At 69.8% G+C, this 18429-nt stretch carries 20 protein-coding genes; 2 read left to right on the forward strand and 18 right to left on the reverse strand.

Annotation, left to right across the window (positions count from 1 at the left end):
• Nucleotides 1-90 precede the first annotated feature (90 nt).
• Both D7V88_RS17700 and D7V88_RS17705 read left to right on the forward strand, forming a co-directional pair.
• Nucleotides 91-1047 (forward strand): diguanylate cyclase, encoded by a 957-nt coding sequence (locus D7V88_RS17700; RefSeq protein WP_120541825.1) that lies wholly within the window; start codon nt 91-93, stop codon nt 1045-1047.
• 25 nt (nt 1048-1072) lie between these two features.
• Nucleotides 1073-2809 carry a response regulator gene (locus D7V88_RS17705; protein ID WP_120541826.1) on the forward strand — a complete coding sequence of 579 codons (1737 nt, stop codon included), beginning with the start codon at nt 1073-1075 and terminating at the stop codon, nt 2807-2809.
• Here the strand turns inward: D7V88_RS17705 and D7V88_RS43035 are convergent.
• The 18 genes from D7V88_RS43035 to D7V88_RS17785 form a co-directional block, all read right to left on the reverse strand.
• On the reverse strand, nt 2797-2973 hold the full coding sequence (locus D7V88_RS43035; protein ID WP_158625093.1) for a hypothetical protein: 177 nt from the start codon (nt 2971-2973) through the stop codon (nt 2797-2799). The two genes, D7V88_RS17705 and D7V88_RS43035, sit on opposite strands and share 13 nt — an antisense overlap.
• Nucleotides 2974-3072: 99 nt before the next feature.
• On the reverse strand, nt 3073-3243 hold the full coding sequence (locus D7V88_RS43040; RefSeq protein ID WP_158625094.1) for a hypothetical protein: 171 nt from the start codon (nt 3241-3243) through the stop codon (nt 3073-3075).
• 118 nt (nt 3244-3361) lie between these two features.
• A complete protein-coding gene (locus tag D7V88_RS17715; RefSeq protein WP_120541845.1) occupies nt 3362-3964 on the reverse strand; it encodes an HdeD family acid-resistance protein in 603 nt (200 codons plus the stop codon).
• Between the two features lie 179 nt (nt 3965-4143).
• Nucleotides 4144-5025, reverse strand: coding sequence for a tRNA (adenosine(37)-N6)-dimethylallyltransferase MiaA (gene miaA, locus D7V88_RS17720; RefSeq protein WP_244238211.1), 882 nt, complete (start codon nt 5023-5025; stop codon nt 4144-4146).
• A gap of 237 nt (nt 5026-5262) precedes the next feature.
• Nucleotides 5263-6117, reverse strand: a complete 855-nt coding sequence (locus tag D7V88_RS17725; RefSeq protein ID WP_167509855.1) for a hypothetical protein — start codon at nt 6115-6117, stop codon at nt 5263-5265.
• A complete protein-coding gene (locus D7V88_RS43045) occupies nt 6114-6281 on the reverse strand; it encodes a hypothetical protein (RefSeq protein ID WP_158625095.1) in 168 nt (55 codons plus the stop codon). Before D7V88_RS43045 ends, D7V88_RS17725 begins: the two co-directional genes overlap by 4 nt.
• Nucleotides 6278-9349, reverse strand: coding sequence for an outer membrane protein assembly factor BamB family protein (locus D7V88_RS17730; RefSeq protein WP_244238210.1), 3072 nt, complete (start codon nt 9347-9349; stop codon nt 6278-6280). The genes D7V88_RS43045 and D7V88_RS17730 overlap by 4 nt, the downstream gene beginning before the upstream one ends.
• Nucleotides 9350-9362: 13 nt before the next feature.
• A complete protein-coding gene (locus tag D7V88_RS17735; RefSeq protein ID WP_120541829.1) occupies nt 9363-9908 on the reverse strand; it encodes a hypothetical protein in 546 nt (181 codons plus the stop codon).
• Complete coding sequence (locus D7V88_RS17740) at nt 9905-10219, reverse strand: PqqD family protein (RefSeq protein ID WP_120541830.1); 315 nt, start codon at nt 10217-10219, stop codon at nt 9905-9907. The genes D7V88_RS17735 and D7V88_RS17740 overlap by 4 nt, the downstream gene beginning before the upstream one ends.
• Nucleotides 10216-10626: a S24/S26 family peptidase gene (locus D7V88_RS17745; RefSeq protein ID WP_279636043.1), complete on the reverse strand. Its 411-nt coding sequence runs from the start codon at nt 10624-10626 to the stop codon at nt 10216-10218. Before D7V88_RS17745 ends, D7V88_RS17740 begins: the two co-directional genes overlap by 4 nt.
• Before the next feature lie 173 nt (nt 10627-10799).
• Nucleotides 10800-12068: a histidine--tRNA ligase gene (gene hisS / locus D7V88_RS17750; RefSeq protein ID WP_244238212.1), complete on the reverse strand. Its 1269-nt coding sequence runs from the start codon at nt 12066-12068 to the stop codon at nt 10800-10802.
• Nucleotides 12069-12094: 26 nt separating this feature from the next.
• On the reverse strand, nt 12095-12937 hold the full coding sequence (gene asd / locus D7V88_RS17755) for an archaetidylserine decarboxylase (RefSeq protein ID WP_120541832.1): 843 nt from the start codon (nt 12935-12937) through the stop codon (nt 12095-12097).
• A gap of 32 nt (nt 12938-12969) precedes the next feature.
• Complete coding sequence (locus D7V88_RS17760; RefSeq protein WP_120541848.1) at nt 12970-13647, reverse strand: hypothetical protein; 678 nt, start codon at nt 13645-13647, stop codon at nt 12970-12972.
• 100 nt (nt 13648-13747) lie between these two features.
• Complete coding sequence (locus D7V88_RS17765) at nt 13748-14479, reverse strand: metallophosphoesterase family protein (protein ID WP_120535203.1); 732 nt, start codon at nt 14477-14479, stop codon at nt 13748-13750.
• 7 nt (nt 14480-14486) lie between these two features.
• Nucleotides 14487-14822, reverse strand: coding sequence for a TIGR02266 family protein (locus D7V88_RS17770; protein WP_120541833.1), 336 nt, complete (start codon nt 14820-14822; stop codon nt 14487-14489).
• Between the two features lie 164 nt (nt 14823-14986).
• A complete protein-coding gene (locus D7V88_RS17775; RefSeq protein ID WP_120541834.1) occupies nt 14987-15913 on the reverse strand; it encodes a PfkB family carbohydrate kinase in 927 nt (308 codons plus the stop codon).
• A 150-nt stretch (nt 15914-16063) separates the two neighbouring features.
• On the reverse strand, nt 16064-17593 hold the full coding sequence (locus tag D7V88_RS17780) for an MlaD family protein (protein ID WP_120541835.1): 1530 nt from the start codon (nt 17591-17593) through the stop codon (nt 16064-16066).
• A 95-nt stretch (nt 17594-17688) separates the two neighbouring features.
• Nucleotides 17689-18426, reverse strand: a complete 738-nt coding sequence (locus D7V88_RS17785; protein ID WP_120541836.1) for an ABC transporter ATP-binding protein — start codon at nt 18424-18426, stop codon at nt 17689-17691.
• Nucleotides 18427-18429 lie beyond the last annotated feature (3 nt).

Consider the following 18429-nt stretch of genomic DNA (forward strand, 5'->3'; position numbering starts at 1 on the left):
GCGCAAGGGCGAGGGGAGCACCTCGAAGGGCGTGGCGCCCGAGACTTTCGGCCTGCCATTTCAGGCACGGCGAGCGGAGCGAACCAGTTCATGGAACGGCACGGCCGCGGCAGTGAGCGGGCGCTTCTCCTCATCATCGAAGACGACGCCGGTGTGCGCGAGGGCCTGATGGACCTGCTCGCCCCCCGCTTCGACGTCCTGGCCGCGGCGGACGCGGGCGCGGGCGTGGAGCTGGCGCGAGAGCACCGTCCGGACCTCGTCCTCCTGGACCGGTTCCTGCCCTCCGGGGATGGGCTGGCGGTCCTGGAGACGCTCCAGGGCGACGTGCGCACGGAGATGGTGCCCGTCATCTTCCTCACAGGGGACGCGGACGAGGCGACCCTGGAGAAATGTCTGGAGATGGGCGCCGTGGACTTCATCCACAAGCCGGCGAGCTCGCGCGAGCTGCTCGCCCGTATCGACCGGGCGGTGCGCCAGAGCGAGCAGCAGCGCAAGCTCCAGGTGCTGGCGCAGACGGACGCGCTCACGGGCCTGGCGAACTTCCGCGCGCTGTCGGTGCGGCTGGATGACGAGTTCAAACGCGCGCTGCGCTACGGCTACTCGCTGAGCGTGGTGGTCATCGACCTGGATCACCTGAAGGCCATCAACGACGGCATGGGGCACGACGTGGGCAACCGCGCCATCCTGTCCCTGGCGACGCTGATGCAGGGCAACCTGCGCGAGTCCGACTTCGCGGCGCGCTTCGGTGGCGACGAGTTCGTGGTGCTGCTGCCCCACCAGACGTCCCTGGAAGCGGCGGTGTTCGCGGAGCGGCTGCGCACGGAGCTGCGCGGCGTGAACGTGCAGCGCAGCGACGGTCGCCCGGCGCCGTTCGGGTTGAGCATCAGCGTGGGCGTGGCCGACCACACGGCCGAGAACCCGCGCGAGAGCACGGAAGCATTGCTGAAGGCAGCGGACGCAGCGCTGTACGAGGCCAAGCGGGAGGGACGCGACCGGGTGGTGGTGTACGGCCAGTCCCTCCATGGCTCACCGGCGCAGCGGCACTGATGGCGGGAAGGATCGAGGGCGCGCGATGAGCGGGATCAGCAAGCTGGCGAGTGGTTCGAGGGTGGCGATCGTCGGCGGCGGCATCGCCGGGGCGGGCCTCGCGGCCTCGCTGCTCTTCAATGGTCGCGCCCGGGGCGTGGCCCTGGACGTGCGCGTCTACGCGGGGGGCACCGAGGAGCGCACCGCGCCCCCTGCCCTGCTGACCCCCGAATGCCGCTCGCGGCTGGCGGCGCTCGGCTGCCGCATTCCTCCCGAGTGGCGCACGCACGAGCTGCGCGGCGTGGAGATCATCTCCCAGGGCGAGCGTGAGCTGTTGCCGTGCGCTCCCGGAGGCCTGTGGGTGGTGGATGGCTGGCCCCAGGGTGAAGGCGGTCTGGATCTGGTGCGGCAGGTGCTGTCCACCGCGGCCAGTTCGCAGGGCGCCCGCTTCGTGAACCGCAATGTGGAGCGCGTGGAGCGGCAGGCGCCCGCGCCGGATGCACCCACGGCGGTGCGCAACGCGGGCCCGCTGGTCGTCCGGGCCCAGGGAAGTGGCGAGCGCTTCCACGCGGTGGCGCTGGCCGCCGGCGCGGGGCCGCTCCTGGGCGATGCCTTCTTCAAGGGCTTCCGTCCGGCGCCGTCCATGCCCGCGGTGCAGGCGCGGCTCAAGGGCGCGATGGTGGGCCGGGAGCTGATGCCGGTGGCGCGCCTCTGGGTGTCGCCGCTGCCCGCGGTGGATGCGCTGTTCCTCATCCCGGGTGCGGGCTCCGTGTACGCGCTGGCCTTCGGCGCGGCGGTGACGCCCGCGGACCTGTGCCAGGTGCTGATGATGGCCGCGAGAGACGGCCTGTTGGAGGAAGGCTTCGAGGTCGCCGCGCTGGAGACGACGCGCCTGCCCTACGGCCCCGGTCGCACGCTGGTGGCGCCCGGGCAGTTGGTGGTGGGGCCGGCCGCCTTCGGGCACCCGCTGCAGGTGGGCTTGTCGGAGACGCTGGCGTCGTGCAGCCGCGCCGCGGTGGCGCTGCTGGACGGGAGTCTGGATGCGCCTTCGCTGGAGCGCCGGTATGTGCGTGACGGGCTGGGCGAGCTGATGGAGGACGCGGCGGCCGGAGCGCGCGCCGTCTCGTGGTTGAGGCGCGCGGGCAAGCGGGCCCCGGCGGCCTTCGTCGCGGCGCGTGCGAAGCACACCCTGGGCGGAGTCTACGGCGGCGGCGTGCTGGGCCTGAGCGCCCCCACCCCGCTGTCGCTGCTGGCCGCGGCGCGCTGGGCGGGCGTGCGCGAGGTCGTGGGCTCGTGGCTGCGCACGCCGATGGAGCCCGTGCCCACGATGGTGCCGGAGGTGGAGCCTGACCTGTACTACGTGGTGGACGACGACGCGGACACGCGCGAGGCGTTGACGCTGCTGTTGGAGAGCACCGGCGCGCGCGTGGTGTCGTTCGCGGACGAGCTGGCGCTGTTCTGCGCGGTGGCGCGGCGTCCGCCCACCGCCATCCTGCTGGACGTGGTGCTGCACTGGGTGGACGGCCTGCGCCTGTGCGAGGGCCTGAAGCAGCACCCGCTCACCCGGGACACCCGCGTGCTGGTGATGAGCGGGCTCAACCGTCCGCACGTGCGGCAGCGCGCGCTCGACGCGGGCGCGGAGGCCTTCCTGCCCAAGCCGGTGAATCCGGACCGCCTGCTCTGCCAGCTCACCGGACGCGTGCCGGAGCCGGTCGACAACACTCCGGCCGTCGCGCGCCCCGCTTCCGTGGGCCCGTTCGGCGAAGACCGCTACGCCTCCTGACGCATCCCCGGCTCCGCCCCGCGGAGCTCCGACCTGAAGTCGGTGCCGGGGGAGAAGCCGGGTTGGACCGCGAGACGGGCCTGCAGGGCCTGGTCGTCGCGGCCGGAGTACTGCGCGAAGACGCAGCCCTCCGTGCTGGAGTACCAGGCGCACTCGGCGCCCATGAGCCTGACCTTCTACACGGGCGCCAACTTCCCCGCCGAGTACCGCGGCGATGCCTTCGTGGCGATGCGCGGCTCCTGGAACCGCAATCCGCCCACGGGCTACAAGCTCGTCCGCGTGCGCTTCGACGCGCAGGGAAATCCCACCGCCATCGAGGACTTCGCGTCCGGCTGGCTCGGGGCGGACGGCCCCACCCAGTTCGGGCGGTTGGTCGGCACGGCGGTCGCTGGCGACGGCACGCTGCTCGTCGCGGACGATGCGAACGGCGTCATCTATCGCATCCGCTACACGGGCTGGGCTTCACCCGCTGCTATCTTTAAATTCACTCACAGTACGACATGGCCGAGCGGCCTCCCAGGAGGATTCCGCCCGGCCCCGGTCGCGCTTTCGTCAGGCCGTGACGCGGCGGATGCCCCGGCGCAGTGCCAGGGAACCGGACATCATCGCGATGCCTCGGAAGAGCACGGCGATCCCGACGAGCGTGCCCACCAGCCAGACGGAGGACGCTGGCCACTGGGACATGATGCTGACGCCCAGGAAGAGGGAGATGAGGCCGTAGGCGGCGTCCCATCCCCACTGCGCATAGCGGTCCATGACGGCCGTGATGGCGTGGAAGAGGCCGTTGGCGAAGAAGTAGCCGGCGAGCAGCAGCGTAAGGGATGCGAGCCCGGCCCCCGGGAACATGACGGTGAGGATGCCGACCACGGTGGTGAGGACGCCGCCCAGCATGAAGGACCAGAACAGGCCTTTGCCCTCACCGGACTGGGTGCGCATCCGGATGGCGGCGACGATCTCCGCGATGCCGCCAATCACCAGCATCATGCCCACGAAGTAGATGGTGACGATGCTGGTGAAGAAGGTGGCCCCCAGCAGCACGAAGCCGGCCACCGCCGTCAGGATGCCCAGGAGGAAGGGGGCGCCCCAGAGGGCCGAGGCACCTCGGGGAGGACGCTCCGGTCGGGTTTCCGGTGCGCGTTCGAATCTCGTTTCCATCGTGCTCTCCGCGGTGGTGGCCTCCGGCATCGGGCACCCTCGGCCGTCTGCCGGTCCGGGAGCGGACTCGCTGGAAGCGTTCTCCCTGGAACATGGGAGTGCCCAGGGGTGGCAACAATCCGCACCTCCCGTCAGGGCGGGACGGAGGAGCGAGCGCGTGCCCTGGCGGGCAGCCGCGATCAGGGTTCGGGGCGGACGTACGGAGGCGCGAGGAACACCGCGCCGGGTTCCCTGCGGAACCAGGTGAGCTGACGCTTGGCGTACCGCCGGGTCTCCTGAGCGGTGTCGAGGACGGCCTCCTCGCGAGTCATCCGCCCTTCCACCACGGCGCGGGCCTGCACGTAGCCGACGCTGCGCATGGGCGCGGCGTCCGAGTAACCGCGCTCCAGCAGGGACCGTGTCTCCTCCACGAGCCCCTGGGCGAACAGCGCCTCGGTGCGCGTGTTGATGGCGGCATACAGCGCTTCGCGCGGAGGGTTGAGCACGAACAGGCGGAAGGGGTAGCGGTCCGGCGCGAAGGCATGGGCGCGGCGGAACTCCGAGGCCGGGATGCCCGTCTGGGCGTGGATCTCCAGGGCCCGGACGACGCGCACCAGGTCCTGGGGCGGCAGCTTCGCCGCGGTCTCCGGATCCACTTCGGCCAGCCGGCGGTGCACGGCCTCCCTCCCCTGCTCCGTCGCCACCGCCTCCAATTCCGCGCGCAGTGACGGGAGGGCGCCGGGGGCGTCCACCACGCCATGCAGGAGCACGCGAAGGTAGAGGCCGGTGCCTCCGACGATGAACACCGGTCGCCCGCGTGAAGCGATGTCCGCGATGGCCGCGTCCGCTCGGCGTTGGTACTCGGCGGCGGAGAAGGCCTCCAGCGGATCCACGTCCGACACGAGATGGTGCGGCACGGCGGACAGCTCGTCGGGGGAAGGCTTCGCGGTGCCGATGTCGAAGGCGCGATACACCTGCTGCGAGTCCGCGCTGACAATCTCCCCGCCCACCTCGCGCGCCCAGGCGATGGCCAGCGCCGTCTTTCCCGACGCCGTGGGCCCTGCGATCACCGTCAAAGGCACCCGCGTCTCAGCCACCGTCATCCGCCTCCGACGCCCCCTGTAACGCAGTCACGCGTCAGGCGCGAGCCCGGCGGGATGAACGCAACCCTGGGCGCCGGGCGCTTCGTGAAACCGCCGGTTCGCAGCCCAATGTGTCCACAGCGCCGCCGCCCGACTCAGGCCCGGCCGCGTCCAATCGCGTCCGCACCATCACCGCCCTACTCCTGCCCGTCCAACCGCATCCGCAGCGCCACCGCCCTACCCCTGCCCATCTCCGTCCAATCGCGTCCGCACTACCGCCGACGCGGAGGCATCGCGCGCGAACACGAGCCGCGCCGTCTCCACCGACGACAACACCCGCCCCGCGGCTCCCACGAGCGCGGCCCGGCCCGCCACGGTCGGTTCGGGCAGCAGCGCATTGAGCAGCAGCACGCGGGCCACATCCCCTGCCCCCTGCGCTTCCCACCGCGAATCCACGTCCCACGCCAGCGTGCCCACCGCGACGAGCGCGGCCTCGGAAGCATGGCTCAGGACATTCCACGGGGTACCGGCGGCCCGCCATCCCCCACCGTCCTCCGGCCACACCGCCACCAGCTCATCCGCGAGCACCGTCCCTCCAGCCTCGCGCCACAGTCCACCCAGGGTGCTCTTGCCCGCGCCAGAGGCACCCACGAACAACGCAGCCCGTTCACCCCGGGCCAGTCCCACGCCGTGGATCAGCAATCCCCCTCGCTTCGCCAGCGCCGAGGCGAGCATCACCTTGAGCACCGTCTCCACCGGGAACCGTCCGGCGCCGGTGACGTCCGCGTGGGTCCGGTCCGCGGACAGCACCGCCGCGTAGTCCTCCCCCTCCACCCGCAGCGTCCCCGACGCGCCAGGCTCCAACCGGGGCAGCTCCCGGACGGCGGGCGGAGATCGCGAAGTCGAAGGGGCCCGCAGCACGAGCCGGGCATCGGCGGAGGCACCGGCGTCCGGAGCCAGGAACGCGCCGAACACACGCCGCAGCACCACGGCGAGCGCGCCGTCCTCCACGTCCAGCGCCACCGTCCACCCGGCAAGGGTGACCCGGAGCGCGGCGTCACGGGGACCCGGCGACGGGCCCCCGCTGCTCACGGCACGCACTCCGATTCGCCGGGGATGTTGCAGGCGGAGATCTGCGCCAGCGCGACGAAGGGCTGCTCCCAAAGGATGGCGGGCGGCACGTAGACGGCCGGCGCGGCCGGAGTGGACTTCGGCACGGAAGGCGCCACCTGAAGCTGCGGAGGTCGAGCGCTCATGGGAAGGGCACCGGGAACGCGCAGATGCGACCATCCGCTGAACCGACGTGCAGCCGGCTCACCGTGTGGTCGATGGTCGGCGTGCCGATGTTCTGCGCGGATCCCATCGACACCTGCCCTGTATCGACACCGGTCTCCGCATCGAGTTGGTGCACCTTGCCGTCCGAGCTGCCCACGTAGACGCGCGCCACGCCGCTCACGTTGAGGGCGAAGGTGCCGGACGGACCCGCGATGGACGTCGTCCACTTCTTCTCGGGGACGTTGTTCGCACCCATCTCCCAGCGCTGGACGGCGCCGATCTGACCGGGTTTGTCGGCGATGCTGACCACGAAGCCCCGGCCCAGCGGGCGCACGAAGTGGGAGAACGCGGCGGACGTCGGCGCCTCGAAGGGGGACACCGACCACACCGTCGCGAGCGTGGCGGGATCCAGCCCGTACACCGTGCCGTCCTGGGCCGTGACGAGGATCTGGTTGGTTGACGGATTGCGCACCACGCCGAACTCCAGGTCCCCCAACGCCCGCCGTCCCAGCTCCTGACCGGTGAGGCTGTTGAGGACGCGCAGCGTGTTGACGTTACCCACGCCCGTCTTCGTCCCGACGTAGAGCTTGTTCGTCGTGTAGTCCACCAGCATGCCGCCGCTGATCATCCCCAGGTCCCCGGGCCGGTAGCGCCAGATGAACGCGCCCGTGGCCGCGTTCAGCGCAACGACCTGGTTCTGCGTGGCGGAGGACAGGCGCGTCGCGAAGATGGCCAGGTCCACGTTCGAGAACACCGCCCGGTACGCCGGGTTCGCGTAGTCGAGCAACTGCGTGACGGGGAACGAGCTGATGTTCCCCAGGCCAATCGTGGTGTTGCGCCACAGGAACTCGCCCGTGGCCGCGTTGATCACCGCCGGGACACCGGCCTGGTCGCCCACGACGAGGAACTGCTGCCCCGGCCGGCCCAGCAGCGGAACCACCGGGAAGCGGCTGCCGACCGAGCCCGACAGCTTCACCGGCCGGAAGCGCTCCGCGCCGTCCTCGGCCGGGTTGGCCACGCTGGTGAGGTTACCCACCACCGAATCGTTGAAGGAGCTGAAGAGGCCCTCGCCCAGCGCGGTGACGGGCTGGAACAGCGAGGACAGGCCCACCGAGTAGCACCACAGCGGCTGCCCCGCCGTCCGGGCGCGCGGCGTGGCCAACAAACCCAACGAGGTGGGCTGGGTGCCCGGACCATACCGGAGCACATCGTCCGCGTTGAACACGCGGTAGACGTACGTCGTGCCGTTGGTGACGGAGGTGTCCGTGAAGCTGGAGGCGGAGCTGAACTCGTCCGAGTACACCACCGTCGCGTTGCCTAGCACGTCGCCCACCGCGTACTGCGTGCCACTGACGGGCACGGTGTTGGGCGCCGTCGTCCCTTGCGCGCGCAGCACGACGGTGCCGCCGTGGTTGAAGGGGTTGTCCCACGTCAGCGTCACGCTGCCGTCGCGCGCCACGCCGGTGACGCGCTGGACATCCGGCGCGCTCGTTACCGCGAGCAGCGTCACCGGGACATTCACGTGGATGCGCGGATCGTTGTAGCCCTGGTTCAGCTCCAACCGGTGGCGGAACGCCGTGTCCCCGGTGACGGCGGTGAAGCCCGAATAGGTGACGCGGAAGGTGAGCTCGCCGCCCGGGGGGATGCCCTCGCCGGAGTTCGACTCCCAGAGGAAGTACGCGTCGTCGTAGTACAGGGTCCAGTCATCCACCTGCTGCGGCCCGGACGCGGCGATGGCGAAGTAGTTCACCGCCGGCTTGAACAGCTTCACCTCGATGAGCGGCTGCGGCCCGCGGTTCTGCACCGTGTACGCGAACGTGACGTTCGTCGCGGCGGTGGACACCGCCTCGTGGCTCAACCGCACGCGCTGCTGGACGATGCGCCCCTTGCGAGCGGTCACCAGATCGCTCACCACCGCCGCGCCATTGAGCGTCGCGTCCGCCCGCGCCTGGAACTGGAAGCTCGCGCCGGGCGCGCCAGACACCTGGAAGCGCCACGTGAACTGCGCGGAGGCCCCCGGGGCCAACTGCGCCACCGTCTCAGGCGAAGGCCCGGCCACGAGCGTCGCGGTCGCGTTGCCCACCAGCACCGGCGCGCGCGGGTGAACGTTCGCGTAGGTGTTCGCGGTGGACGTGTTGAGCACCGTGAGGCGCAGCGTCACCTGCTCGTCCGCGAACGCATCCACCACGTCCATGTCCGCCGCCGCGACGAAGGCGCCCACGTCCACCATCGGTGAGTCCACCAGCGGCGCGGTGACGGTGCCACTGGTCGCGCGCGCGCGGACCCGGGCCGCCACCGTGCCGGCCGCGGTCGGACGCACGTTGATCACGAAGACGCCAGCGCCCCGGAGCGGCACCGTCTTGTTGAACGGCGCTTCCTTGGTCAGTGTCGTCAGCGGCACCGCGCTCGTGGAGGTGGGGTTGTCCACCGTGAGCGTCCCCGTGTTCGCGTTGGTGCGGTTCTCCACCACGACGCGGGCCACGGCGGCCCCGTTGGTGGCCACCCCGCGAGGCGTCATCGTCACCGTGGAGGACAGGCTTGAGCGCGTCCACGAATAGGTGGCCAGGTTGATGGTGTAGTCCGTGCCATCGCACTGGTCGCGGCCATAGGTCCCCGCCACCAGCCGCTCATTGGCCTTGTCGTTCGCGCGGTCCAGCGGGGCCACCACGCTCAGCACGAAGCGCGCGCTCTCGCCCCGCGCCAGCCCCCGCTCCGCGTCCTCCGAACAGCCCACGACGGACTGAAAGGTGAGCCGCCGCGACGGCACGTCGAAGTATTCGATCTTCCAGTCCGGCGTCTCCGCCGCGGGAAGGCCGCCCAGGAACTGGTAGCCGTCCGGCAGCACGAAGGACACCTCCGACAGCCGGGAGTTGTCGTACGCGGCCGAGGCCGTGTTCGTCACCTCCACGACGAGGTCGGACGCTTCGTCCATCACCACCCGCGCGACGGTCTCTCCCGCCGACGGCACCATCCGGGCGGTCCAGGTCTGGGAGAAGCCCACTGCGGGCAGCAGTACACTGGCGAGGAGCGCGAAGGTTCGCAGGTTCATGGCGGCGCTCACGTCACGGCTCCAGGGTGAAGGTGGTGGTGGCGAGCTGCACGCCATCCAGGAAGAAGCGCGCCTGCCACGTGCCCGTCATCCGCGACGAGGTCACCAGCGTGCCCGCCACCGGCAGCGAGAAGCGCAGCGTGCGGGACTCCTCCGGCGGAGCCTCCACCGTCTGCCCCTGCTTCTCGTACGGCCGCCCGGTGGGCGAGATGAACTCCACGTCCACCTGGCCCCGGCCCCGGACGCCCCGGACCACGAAGTCCACGTCCACCTGCTCCACCTGGGACAGGCCCACCGGGCCGGACGCGGCCCCCACCACCTGAGCGCTCCCGGACGGGGGCGGCACTTCCACCGGAGACACTTCCTCCGCCACGGGCGCTTCGGGCGGAGGCCGGGCCACGCTTCCGCCGCCGCTCAGCACGTCCGTCGGCTCCAGCGGTCCGGCGCTGTCACTTCCCTGCCCCGGCGTCACGGTCGGAGGCGGCCGGGGGGCCACACCCTCCGAGCACCCCGACAGCGCCACCACTCCCGCCAGCACGGCCACGAGCCCTCGCATCATCGAACCTCCCGAGGCGCGGCACCGGCCGGCGCGCGCACTTCATCCACCAGCCCCCGCCGCTGCAATTCCGTGAGGAAGCGCAGCGTGTCGGCCAACACCGGGCCCACGTCGGTTGAAAACTCCCGGGCCACGGCTTCCGCCACCGCCCGGGCCGTGCTCTGGCCGTCACACAACGCCCAGATGCGAGCCGCCGTCGCGTTGAGGCCGCGCAGCGTGCGCCCCTCCGCGTCCAGCACGAGGAAGTCCGCCCCGAACCACTCGCCTGAAGCACCCGCGCGTCGGCGGGGAACGCTGGCTTCCGCGAAGCTCATGAGCGGCCCGTCCTTCCCAGCCACGTCGCCAGTTGGCGCTTCACCGTCGCGCGCCAGCGGCCCAGGAGACGGGGGCCCACGTCCCAGCGCTCCATCTCCAGCACCGTGCCCCCACGGCGCACGCGCCGCGCCTTCCCGAGGATACGGAAGACAGGCAGCGGCGGATCTTCACCCTCGCCATTGTCCCCGCGAAGCGCGCACACGTCGCCGTCACACCAGCGCACCCGGTGCAGCACCAGCGAGGACTCGAAGCGCGCCAGCACCACCTCGCCCGGACGCGGCGCCTCCACCAGCGGCTCCACCTCCGCCACGTCACCGGCGCGCAACGACGGCCACATGCTGTCCCCATCCACGGGGATCCAGCGCGGGCCATCGATCACGGATGCGGTGCGGGGAACGCTCGCCATCGGAGACCGAATCTACTCCAGCCTCTCAACGCCCGCGAATCCTTGGGGCCTCATTCCCCCAGCGATTCCCGGGACTTACGATGCTTAACACCTTTACTCCTGGATTTGCTGGGAAGACAGGCCGGCCGCCTGCCCTCCGACCCGGTGCGCCAGGTCGGAGGATCAGCGGCGGATCATCCCCGCGGTGCTGCTGGCGGTCCCGCCGGCTGGGCGCGCAGGGTCGTGCCCACGCTGTCCAGGGCGACCGGGATGAGGTCTCCGCCCGCCATCGGCTTGAGCTTCGCCTGCCCGCTGCCAAGCTCGTTGCCGCCCAGCACCAGGGAGAAGCGGGCGCCGGATTTGTCCGCGCGCTTCATCTGGCTCTTGATGCTGCCGCCGCGCGTGTCGATCTCCACGTAGAAGCCCTCGCGGCGCAGGCGGCTGGTCAGCGCCAGCGCCGCGTCCTGGCAGGCCGCGTCCTGATCCGCCGCGACGATGAACAGGTCCGGCTGGGCGGTGAACGTCTTGCCACCCTCCTTCAGCAGGAGCACCAGCCGGTCCAGGCCCATGGCGAAGCCCACCGCGGGCACGTCCGGCCCGCCCAGGCCCTTCATCATCTTGTCGTAGCGCCCGCCGCCACCCACGGTGCTGGCGGTGCGCAGCGCGGGGTGCGACGCGATGAACTCGAAGACGGTGCGCGTGTAGTAGTCCAGGCCACGCACCAGTCGGTGGTTCACCACGTAGCGGATGCCCAGCAGGCCCAGCTTGCGCTGCAAGTCACTGAAGTGCGCGCTGCACGGCTCGCACAGGAACTCCAGGACGTTGGGCCCGGCCCCGGCCACCGACTGGCACTTCTCGTTCTTGCAGTCGAGCACGCGCAGCGGGTTGCGCTCCAGCCGCTGCTGGCAGTCCGCGCACAGCTCTTCCCGGTGCGCGTTGAGGTACTCCACCAGCTTCGCGTGGTAGGCGGGCCGGCACGCGTCGTCGCCCAGCGAGTTGATGTTCAGGGTGACGTCCTGGAGGCCCAGCGCCTCCAGGAACTGCACCACCAGGTCCATCAGCTCCACGTCCTGCGCGGGCTCCTTCGCGCCGTACGCCTCCGCGCCAATCTGGGAGAACTGGCGGTAGCGGCCCGTCTGCATCCGCTCGTAGCGGAACATGGGCCCCATGTAGAACCAGCGCGACACCGGCTCCGCGTTGCTCACCGAGTGCTCGATGTACGCGCGGGCCGCGGGCGCGGTGCCCTCCGGACGCAGGGACAGGCTGCGGCCGCCCTTGTCCTCGAAGGTGTACATCTCCTTGCCGACGATGTCGGTCTCCTCGCCCACGCTGCGCACGAAGAGGGCGGTGTCCTCCACCATGGGCGTGCGCACCTCGCCGTAGCCGAAGCGGCCGAACAGCGTGCGCGCCGTGCCCTCCACGAACTGCCAGACCTCGATGTCGCCGGGCAGCAGGTCGTACATCCCCTTCACGCCGTTGATCTTCTGACTCACACGAACTCCCCGATGCGCGTGCCCAGGCGCACCACCGCTTCGGGCTGGAGGCTTTCGTCCCAGCGCACCCGCTTCGGCTCGAAGCAGAGGATGACGGTGGAGCCCATCTCGAAGCGGCCCAGCTCCCCACCCTTCTCCACCGGGATGCCCGCGCCGTAGCGGTGCACCTTGCCCGGCTGGCCCAGGTGGGTGGTGATGTCCTCGTAGGACGCCTTGATGCGCGACACGCACGTGGCGCCCACCTTGACCACCGCCACCTTGCCGGCGGGCGTGTCCAGGTACGTCACCAGCCGCTCGTTCACGCAGAACAGCGACTGCTTGTTCTTCACCGACGCGGGGTTCACCGGCCAGAACTCACCCGGGATGTACGCGTACCCGGTGATGGTGCCGCCCAGCGGGGCGTGGATGCGGTGGTAGTCCCGGGGCGACAGGTAGATCGTCGTCCAGGCGCCGCCGTGGAAGGGCTTCGCGGCCTGCGCGTCCCCCAGCAATTCGTCCACCGTGTACTCGATGCCCTTCGCCTGGAGGCACCGGCCGTTGTCCGAGTACCCCACCTGGGACACCCGGCCATCCACCGGCGACACGACGACGTTCTTGCCCGGGTCCACCGGGCGCAGGCCCGGCTTGAGGCCGCGGGTGAAGAACTGGGCGAAGGTGGGGTAGCTCTCGAAGGCGTGCTCCGCCTCCGCCATGTCCACGTTGTACGCCTTGGCGAAGGTGCGCATGGCCCAGTGGTGCACCGGCGCCGGCGCGGGCAGGCGCGTGGCCAGGCCCACCGCGGAGGACACCGCCGACTTGGGCAGCACACGCATCAACTTCATGAAGGTTTGTTCGTTCATCGAAGGTCGTCAGTCACGAAGGGAAAAGAGGTTCAACGGCCAGCGTCCTCGGGAACCAGGCCGCCGTCCGCGTAGCGTTTCACGGTCCGCATTCCGCTGGTGGGTAACAGCGAGAGCACGCGGCCGTCTTCAATCAACACGATGGTGTCCACATGGCTGGGGTACTCCAGCCGGCAGGACGTCCGGTCGCTCAGCTTCCAGCCATCCCGCATCCCCCGCCCCTGCACGTCGATGGGCATGCCCCGCTGGAAGCAGCCCTGGAAGCCCGCCACCAGCTCGGACGCCGGGGTTCCCACCTGCGGACCGCTCATCCCCGCGTCTCCCAGCCCGGCATCCACCGGCGCCTCCTGCGGAAGGGCCTCCGGCTGCGCGATGCCCGTCTGTGAGGGGTCGGTGGTGGGCAGGGCCTGGGCGCTCTCCACCGCGCGCTGCTGCTCCGCGGCGGTCGCCATCATCCGCGTGCGGCCCTCGTCGATGCGGCGCAGCAGGTCCTGCGACGCGGCGGAGTCCACGCTGTCGGCGGGCACGCGCTGCAGCAGCGCTTCAATCTCCCCGATGGCCGGGTCCAGGTACGCGTCGTCCAGCTTCTGCGCGTACAGCGAACTCCAGCGCTTCGTGGCCTGCTCGTATTCGGGTGACGGCGGCGCCGGAGCGCGACGGCACCCGGACGCACCGAGCACGAACAGGAGGGCGGCGAGGCCAAGGCCCATGACGGGCCGCATCGGACGGAGGACCTGGGGACGCACAGCCCCGGTTTATGCCACCTTCCGCCCGGTTGCGCCGCTTTTCCGTACCGGGGGCGTCAGGTCCTCAGACGCCCAGGAACAGGCGCTTGCCGAAGTTCAGCGCGAGATCCGCGTCGAAGATCTTCTGCGCGGACGTCTCGATATCGTACTCCACGCGCAGGTACTCCACCGTGCGAGCGTCCGTGTCGCAGATGACGAAGCAGGCCCGGTTGTCGTAGTCGCGCGGCTGCCCCACGCTGCCCACGGAGACGATGTACTTGTAGCCCTTGCGCAGCACGAACTTCTGGGCCACCACGTCGTTCACCTCGCCGTTGCCAATGGCGAACGCCCGGCACAGGTGGCTGTGGCCGATGAATGTGACTTCCGGCAGCTCCGCCACGTACGGCGTCAGCTCCCGCGCCTGCTCCAGCGCGAAGATGTACTCGTACGCCTTCGGATCGATGGGCGAGCCGTGGCAGAAGCCCACCTCTCCAATCCGGTACGTGTACGGAAGGCTGCGCAGCCAGGCCAGGTTCTCGTCGGAGAGGACGTTGGCGCTCCAGTCGAGCGCGTGCCGGGCGGCGTCGTAGTAGTACGAGTAGTCCATCCGGCCGGCGACCGCGGCGTCGTGGTTGCCCAAGAGCGTGATCTCCGCCACCGAGCGCACCAGCTCGCAGCACGGATTGGGCGACGCGCCGTAGCCGACGATGTCCCCCAGCGACACGAAGCGGTCCACCTTCTGGTGCTCCGCCACCCTCAGGACCTCCGTGAGGGCCTCGATGTTGGAGTGGATGTCGGAGATGACGGCGATGCGCATGGGGAGCCTATGGGGAGGTCTGCTGCTGGGAGATGATGCGCCGCAGGCTCGCCAGCGCGTTCGCGTCCAACGCTTCGAATCTCAAGCCCATGCCCGGAGGACGGCCAACCGGCTGCTCGCCCCCGCGCAACCACACGACGGTCGCCTCGGCACGCAACGCCGCGTCCGTCTCTTGCGACAACCGCACCTGCGCCCGCGAACCCTTCGCCAGGGGGGTGCTCGTCCGCAGGAAGAGGCCGCCCTCGCTCAAGTTGGAGATGCGCGCATACAGGGTCACGTTCTCACCCTCGCACCAGCAGCGCAGGTGGGTGCCAACCCGCGCGTGCTTTCGGTTTTCGCTCAACCCGTGACCTCCCGGCAGGGGCCTCTCCACCCACGGTCGGGCTGAAAAAGGGTGGCCGTGCCGGATTTATTCATCCACTGCGTTCGGGCGAGCCTAGGAAAGGTGGGAGCGACCCGTCAAGTTCCACACCGGATCGCCGGTGTTTCCCGGCTGCCTGGAGGGCTTCAGCCCAGGGGGCCCAGGTCGTCGAAGTGGGTGAGCTTCTTGAATTCGGCGAAGCGGGCGTGGATCTCCGGCCGCTGCACCTCGCGCAGACGCTCCAGGCTGAACTTCTCCACGGTGAAGGAGGCCATCACGCTGCCCATGACCATGGCCTTGCGCAGCAGCGGCCCGTCCACCTTGTCGGAGGCCGCGGTGGCCAGGGTGCCCATGAAGCCACCGGCGAAGGTGTCACCCGCGCCGGTGGGATCGAACACCTCCGACAGGGGGAACGCCGGGCAGGCGAAGATGTGGTCGTGGTCGAAGAGGAGCGCGCCGTGCTCGCCGCGCTTGATGACCACGCGGGTGGGGCCCATGGCCAGGATGGCGCGGGCGGCCTTCACGACGTTGTGCTCGCCGGACAACTGGCGCGCCTCCGCGTCGTTGATGAAGAGCAGGTTCACGCGCTTGAGCGTCTTGAGGAGCGCGGGGCGGCTGCCCTGGATCCAGAAGTTCATCGTGTCGGCGGCCACCAGCTTGGGCGCCTTCACCTGGTCCAGCACGCGCGACTGGAGCTCCGGGTGGATGTTGCCCAGGAAGACGTAGGGGGTCTCCCGGTACGCCTGCGGCAGGTTGGGCGAGAAGGACTCGAACACGTTCAACTGGGTGTCCAGCGTCTGCGCCTCGTTGAGCTCCCAGCCGTACTTGCCCTTCCAGCGGAAGGTGCGGCCGGCCTCGCGGGTGAGCCCCTCCAGGTCGATGCCGCGCCCGCGCAGGAACTGGAGGTGGGCTTCCGGGAAGTCCTCGCCCACCACCGCCACCAACTGCACCGGCCCGAAGAAGGACGCGGTGGTGGAGAAGTAGGTGGCCGAACCGCCCAGCACGTCATCCTTCTTGCCGAAGGGCGTTTCCAGCGAGTCCAGCGCGATTGAACCGACGACGAGAAGGGACATGCGGGCTTCCTGGGGAGTGACCGGGCGCGAACGGCTGGCGTCAGGGCACGGCGCTTCGTGAAGGGAAACCCCGTGCCCGTGCCGGGTACGACACCTGCCCCGCAAGGTCAAGGGGACAAGGGAGACCCGAGGGCCCGGAGGGGCCCGGGCCTAGAGCGCGGGGATGCCCGTGGTGACGATGAGGGACTTCAGGTCGTCGTCGGTGAAGAAGAAGCCCGCGCCGAAGAAGAAGTCGCGGCCGGCGATGAGGCGCTTGGTGGCCGTGTCGCGCTGCTGGGCGTTGATGATGTCGTCCATGCCCGCCACCACGAACAGGTGGTCGAACGCCTGGGCGCGCAGCGTGGCGCGCAGGCGCGGGTAGCGCAGCTCGTCCGCGGAGAAGTTGAACGCGTCCATCTTCAGGGTGAGCGCGTCGTCGAAGAAGTGCAGGTCCGCGCCCACACCGCCCGTGGATTCGATGAGACCCACGCGCAGCGTGGTGAAGTAGTAGCGCTTGGCGAACTGGAGGCTGACCTTGAAGGACTCCTTGGTCACCTTCTGCGTCTGGATGACTGGGTCGCCTTCCGACGGCGGGTTGGTCTGCACCACCTGCGTGCTCACCGAACCGCGAGGATCGTCGATGATCTCCAGCAGGTAGTACTTGTCCGGCCTGGTGATGAGCCGCAGCGACAGGCCATTCTTCGACGCGCCCTGGGACACCAGGTATTGGCTGACCAGGCTCACTTCCGTCTGGATGTTGGTGAGGCGGGTGGCGAAGTCGGAGATGTCGTAGACAGCCTCGTTGACGCGCTGGCCCAACTGCTCGTCGGTGAGCAGCGCGCCCGCGGCGCCCTCGCCGTCCTTCACCTTGCGGGTGATGTCCTCCAGGTTGGCGAGCGTGTTGTCCAGCCGGCCCAGGGTCTGCTTGAGGCTGGAGACGCTCTCCTTGAACTCCCCTTCCCCGCTGCCCACGATGTTCTTGACGGTGCCCAGCACCTCGCGAACATCCTTGGTGATCATCTCCACGTTGTTGACGATGCGGCCCACGTCCGCGCCGTTGCTCTGGGTGATGGCGCGCACGTCGGAGGACACGCCCTCCACGTTCGCCATGATGGTGTCCAGGCGGTCCGTGTTGCGGCGCACCGTCGCGTCCACCGAGTCCGACAGGCGCACCATGTTCTCCACGATGCGCTCCAGCGAGCCGGCGCCCTTCTCCCCTCCCAGCACCTCGCGCAGCGCGCCCGTCACCTGCTGGATGTCGGAGGTGATCTGCGACAGGGACTCGAACACCGCCTCCACGCCCTGCGTGTCGATGACGCGGCGGATCTGCCCGCCGTTCTCCAGCGCGGGCGCCTGTTCGGTGCCGGGGTTCAGATCCAACAGGTAGTCGCCCAGCAGCGACTCCGAACGCTTGGTGATGGCCGCGTCCTGGCGCACATCCACGCCCTTGCGGATCTTCAGCCAGACCTTGGCGCGGGTGCCCTCCAGGGTGATGTCGCTGATCTCCCCCACGGGGATGCCGGCGATCTGCACCCGGCCGCGCACGGCGAGGCCGGAGGCGTCCCGGAAATAGGCCCACACCTGGGTGGATTCCCGGTCGCTCAGTCCGCCCTTGGTGGCGAACAAGACGAACGTGATGAGGAATGCCCCCGCGGCGATGACCAGCAGGCCCACACGGAAGGGCGTGACGAGCTTCTTCACCTGATGTGACTCCGAGCGCTACCGGCCGCGCGCGACTCTAACGATTTGCATGCCGGGTGCCAGCTTTTCATGGGAGGCGGAAATTCTTGCGGTCCCTAGTTCTTGCCGAACCACGTCTGGAGGAAGACCTGGACGGCGGGCTGCGTGGATTCACGCAGTTGTTCCGGGGGGCCGTTCTCCACGATGACGCCCTTGGAGAGGAAGGCAATCTGATCCGCCACGTTGAAGGCGGAGGCGATGTCGTGGCTGATGACCACGCTGGTGACGCCCAGTTCCTTCTGCGCGGTGAGGATCATCTCATCCACGGAGTCGGTGGTGATGGGGTCCAGGCCGGTGGTGGGCTCGTCGTAGAGGACGACCTTGGGGTCCAACACCACGGCGCGCGCCAGGCCCACGCGCTTGCGCATGCCGCCGGAGAGGTCCGCGGGGAAGCGGTTCTCCACCTCCGGCTTGAGGCTCATCAGGTCCAGGCGCTTGCGCACCTTCTCCCGGATGGCGTCCTCGGAGAGCGAGGTGTGCTGTCGCAGGGGGAAGGCGACGTTCTCGAACACCGTCATGGAGTCGAAGAGCGCGGCGGCCTGGAACACCATGCCGAAGCTGCGGCGGACCTGCTGCAGGCCCTGCACGCTCATGGGAACGATGTCCTCCCCGTCGATGATGACCTTGCCGGTGTCGGGCTTGAGCAGGCCGATCATGTGCTTCATCAGCACCGTCTTGCCGGAGCCGGAGCCGCCCAGGATGACGCAGGTGCTGCCCGCCGGCACGGTGAGGTTGATGCCGGTGAGGACCTTGGTGGAGCCAAAGGTCTTGTGCAGGTCCACGATGTCGATCATCGG

The organism is Corallococcus terminator (genome assembly GCF_003611635.1).
Classification (GTDB): domain Bacteria; phylum Myxococcota; class Myxococcia; order Myxococcales; family Myxococcaceae; genus Corallococcus; species Corallococcus terminator.

Coding starts and splice junctions, on each gene's coding strand:
- D7V88_RS17740 (WP_120541830.1), bottom strand. CDS start 10,219: ATGAGCTTCGCGGAAGCCAGCGTTCCCCGCCGACGCGCGGGTGCTTCA.
- D7V88_RS17785 (WP_120541836.1), bottom strand. CDS start 18,426: ATGATCGACATCGTGGACCTGCACAAGACCTTTGGCTCCACCAAGGTC.
- D7V88_RS17705 (WP_120541826.1), top strand. CDS start 1,073: ATGAGCGGGATCAGCAAGCTGGCGAGTGGTTCGAGGGTGGCGATCGTC.
- D7V88_RS17745 (WP_279636043.1), bottom strand. CDS start 10,626: ATGGCGAGCGTTCCCCGCACCGCATCCGTGATCGATGGCCCGCGCTGG.
- hisS (WP_244238212.1), bottom strand. CDS start 12,068: ATGTACGACCTGCTGCCCGGCGACATCGAGGTCTGGCAGTTCGTGGAG.
- D7V88_RS17760 (WP_120541848.1), bottom strand. CDS start 13,647: ATGGGCCTTGGCCTCGCCGCCCTCCTGTTCGTGCTCGGTGCGTCCGGG.
- D7V88_RS43040 (WP_158625094.1), bottom strand. CDS start 3,243: ATGACGCCGTTCGCATCGTCCGCGACGAGCAGCGTGCCGTCGCCAGCG.
- D7V88_RS17735 (WP_120541829.1), bottom strand. CDS start 9,908: ATGATGCGAGGGCTCGTGGCCGTGCTGGCGGGAGTGGTGGCGCTGTCG.
- D7V88_RS43045 (WP_158625095.1), bottom strand. CDS start 6,281: ATGAGCGCTCGACCTCCGCAGCTTCAGGTGGCGCCTTCCGTGCCGAAG.
- D7V88_RS17765 (WP_120535203.1), bottom strand. CDS start 14,479: ATGCGCATCGCCGTCATCTCCGACATCCACTCCAACATCGAGGCCCTC.
- D7V88_RS17775 (WP_120541834.1), bottom strand. CDS start 15,913: ATGTCCCTTCTCGTCGTCGGTTCAATCGCGCTGGACTCGCTGGAAACG.
- D7V88_RS17700 (WP_120541825.1), top strand. CDS start 91: ATGGAACGGCACGGCCGCGGCAGTGAGCGGGCGCTTCTCCTCATCATC.
- D7V88_RS17730 (WP_244238210.1), bottom strand. CDS start 9,349: ATGAACCTGCGAACCTTCGCGCTCCTCGCCAGTGTACTGCTGCCCGCA.
- asd (WP_120541832.1), bottom strand. CDS start 12,937: ATGAACGAACAAACCTTCATGAAGTTGATGCGTGTGCTGCCCAAGTCG.
- D7V88_RS43035 (WP_158625093.1), bottom strand. CDS start 2,973: ATGGGCGCCGAGTGCGCCTGGTACTCCAGCACGGAGGGCTGCGTCTTC.
- D7V88_RS17715 (WP_120541845.1), bottom strand. CDS start 3,964: ATGGAAACGAGATTCGAACGCGCACCGGAAACCCGACCGGAGCGTCCT.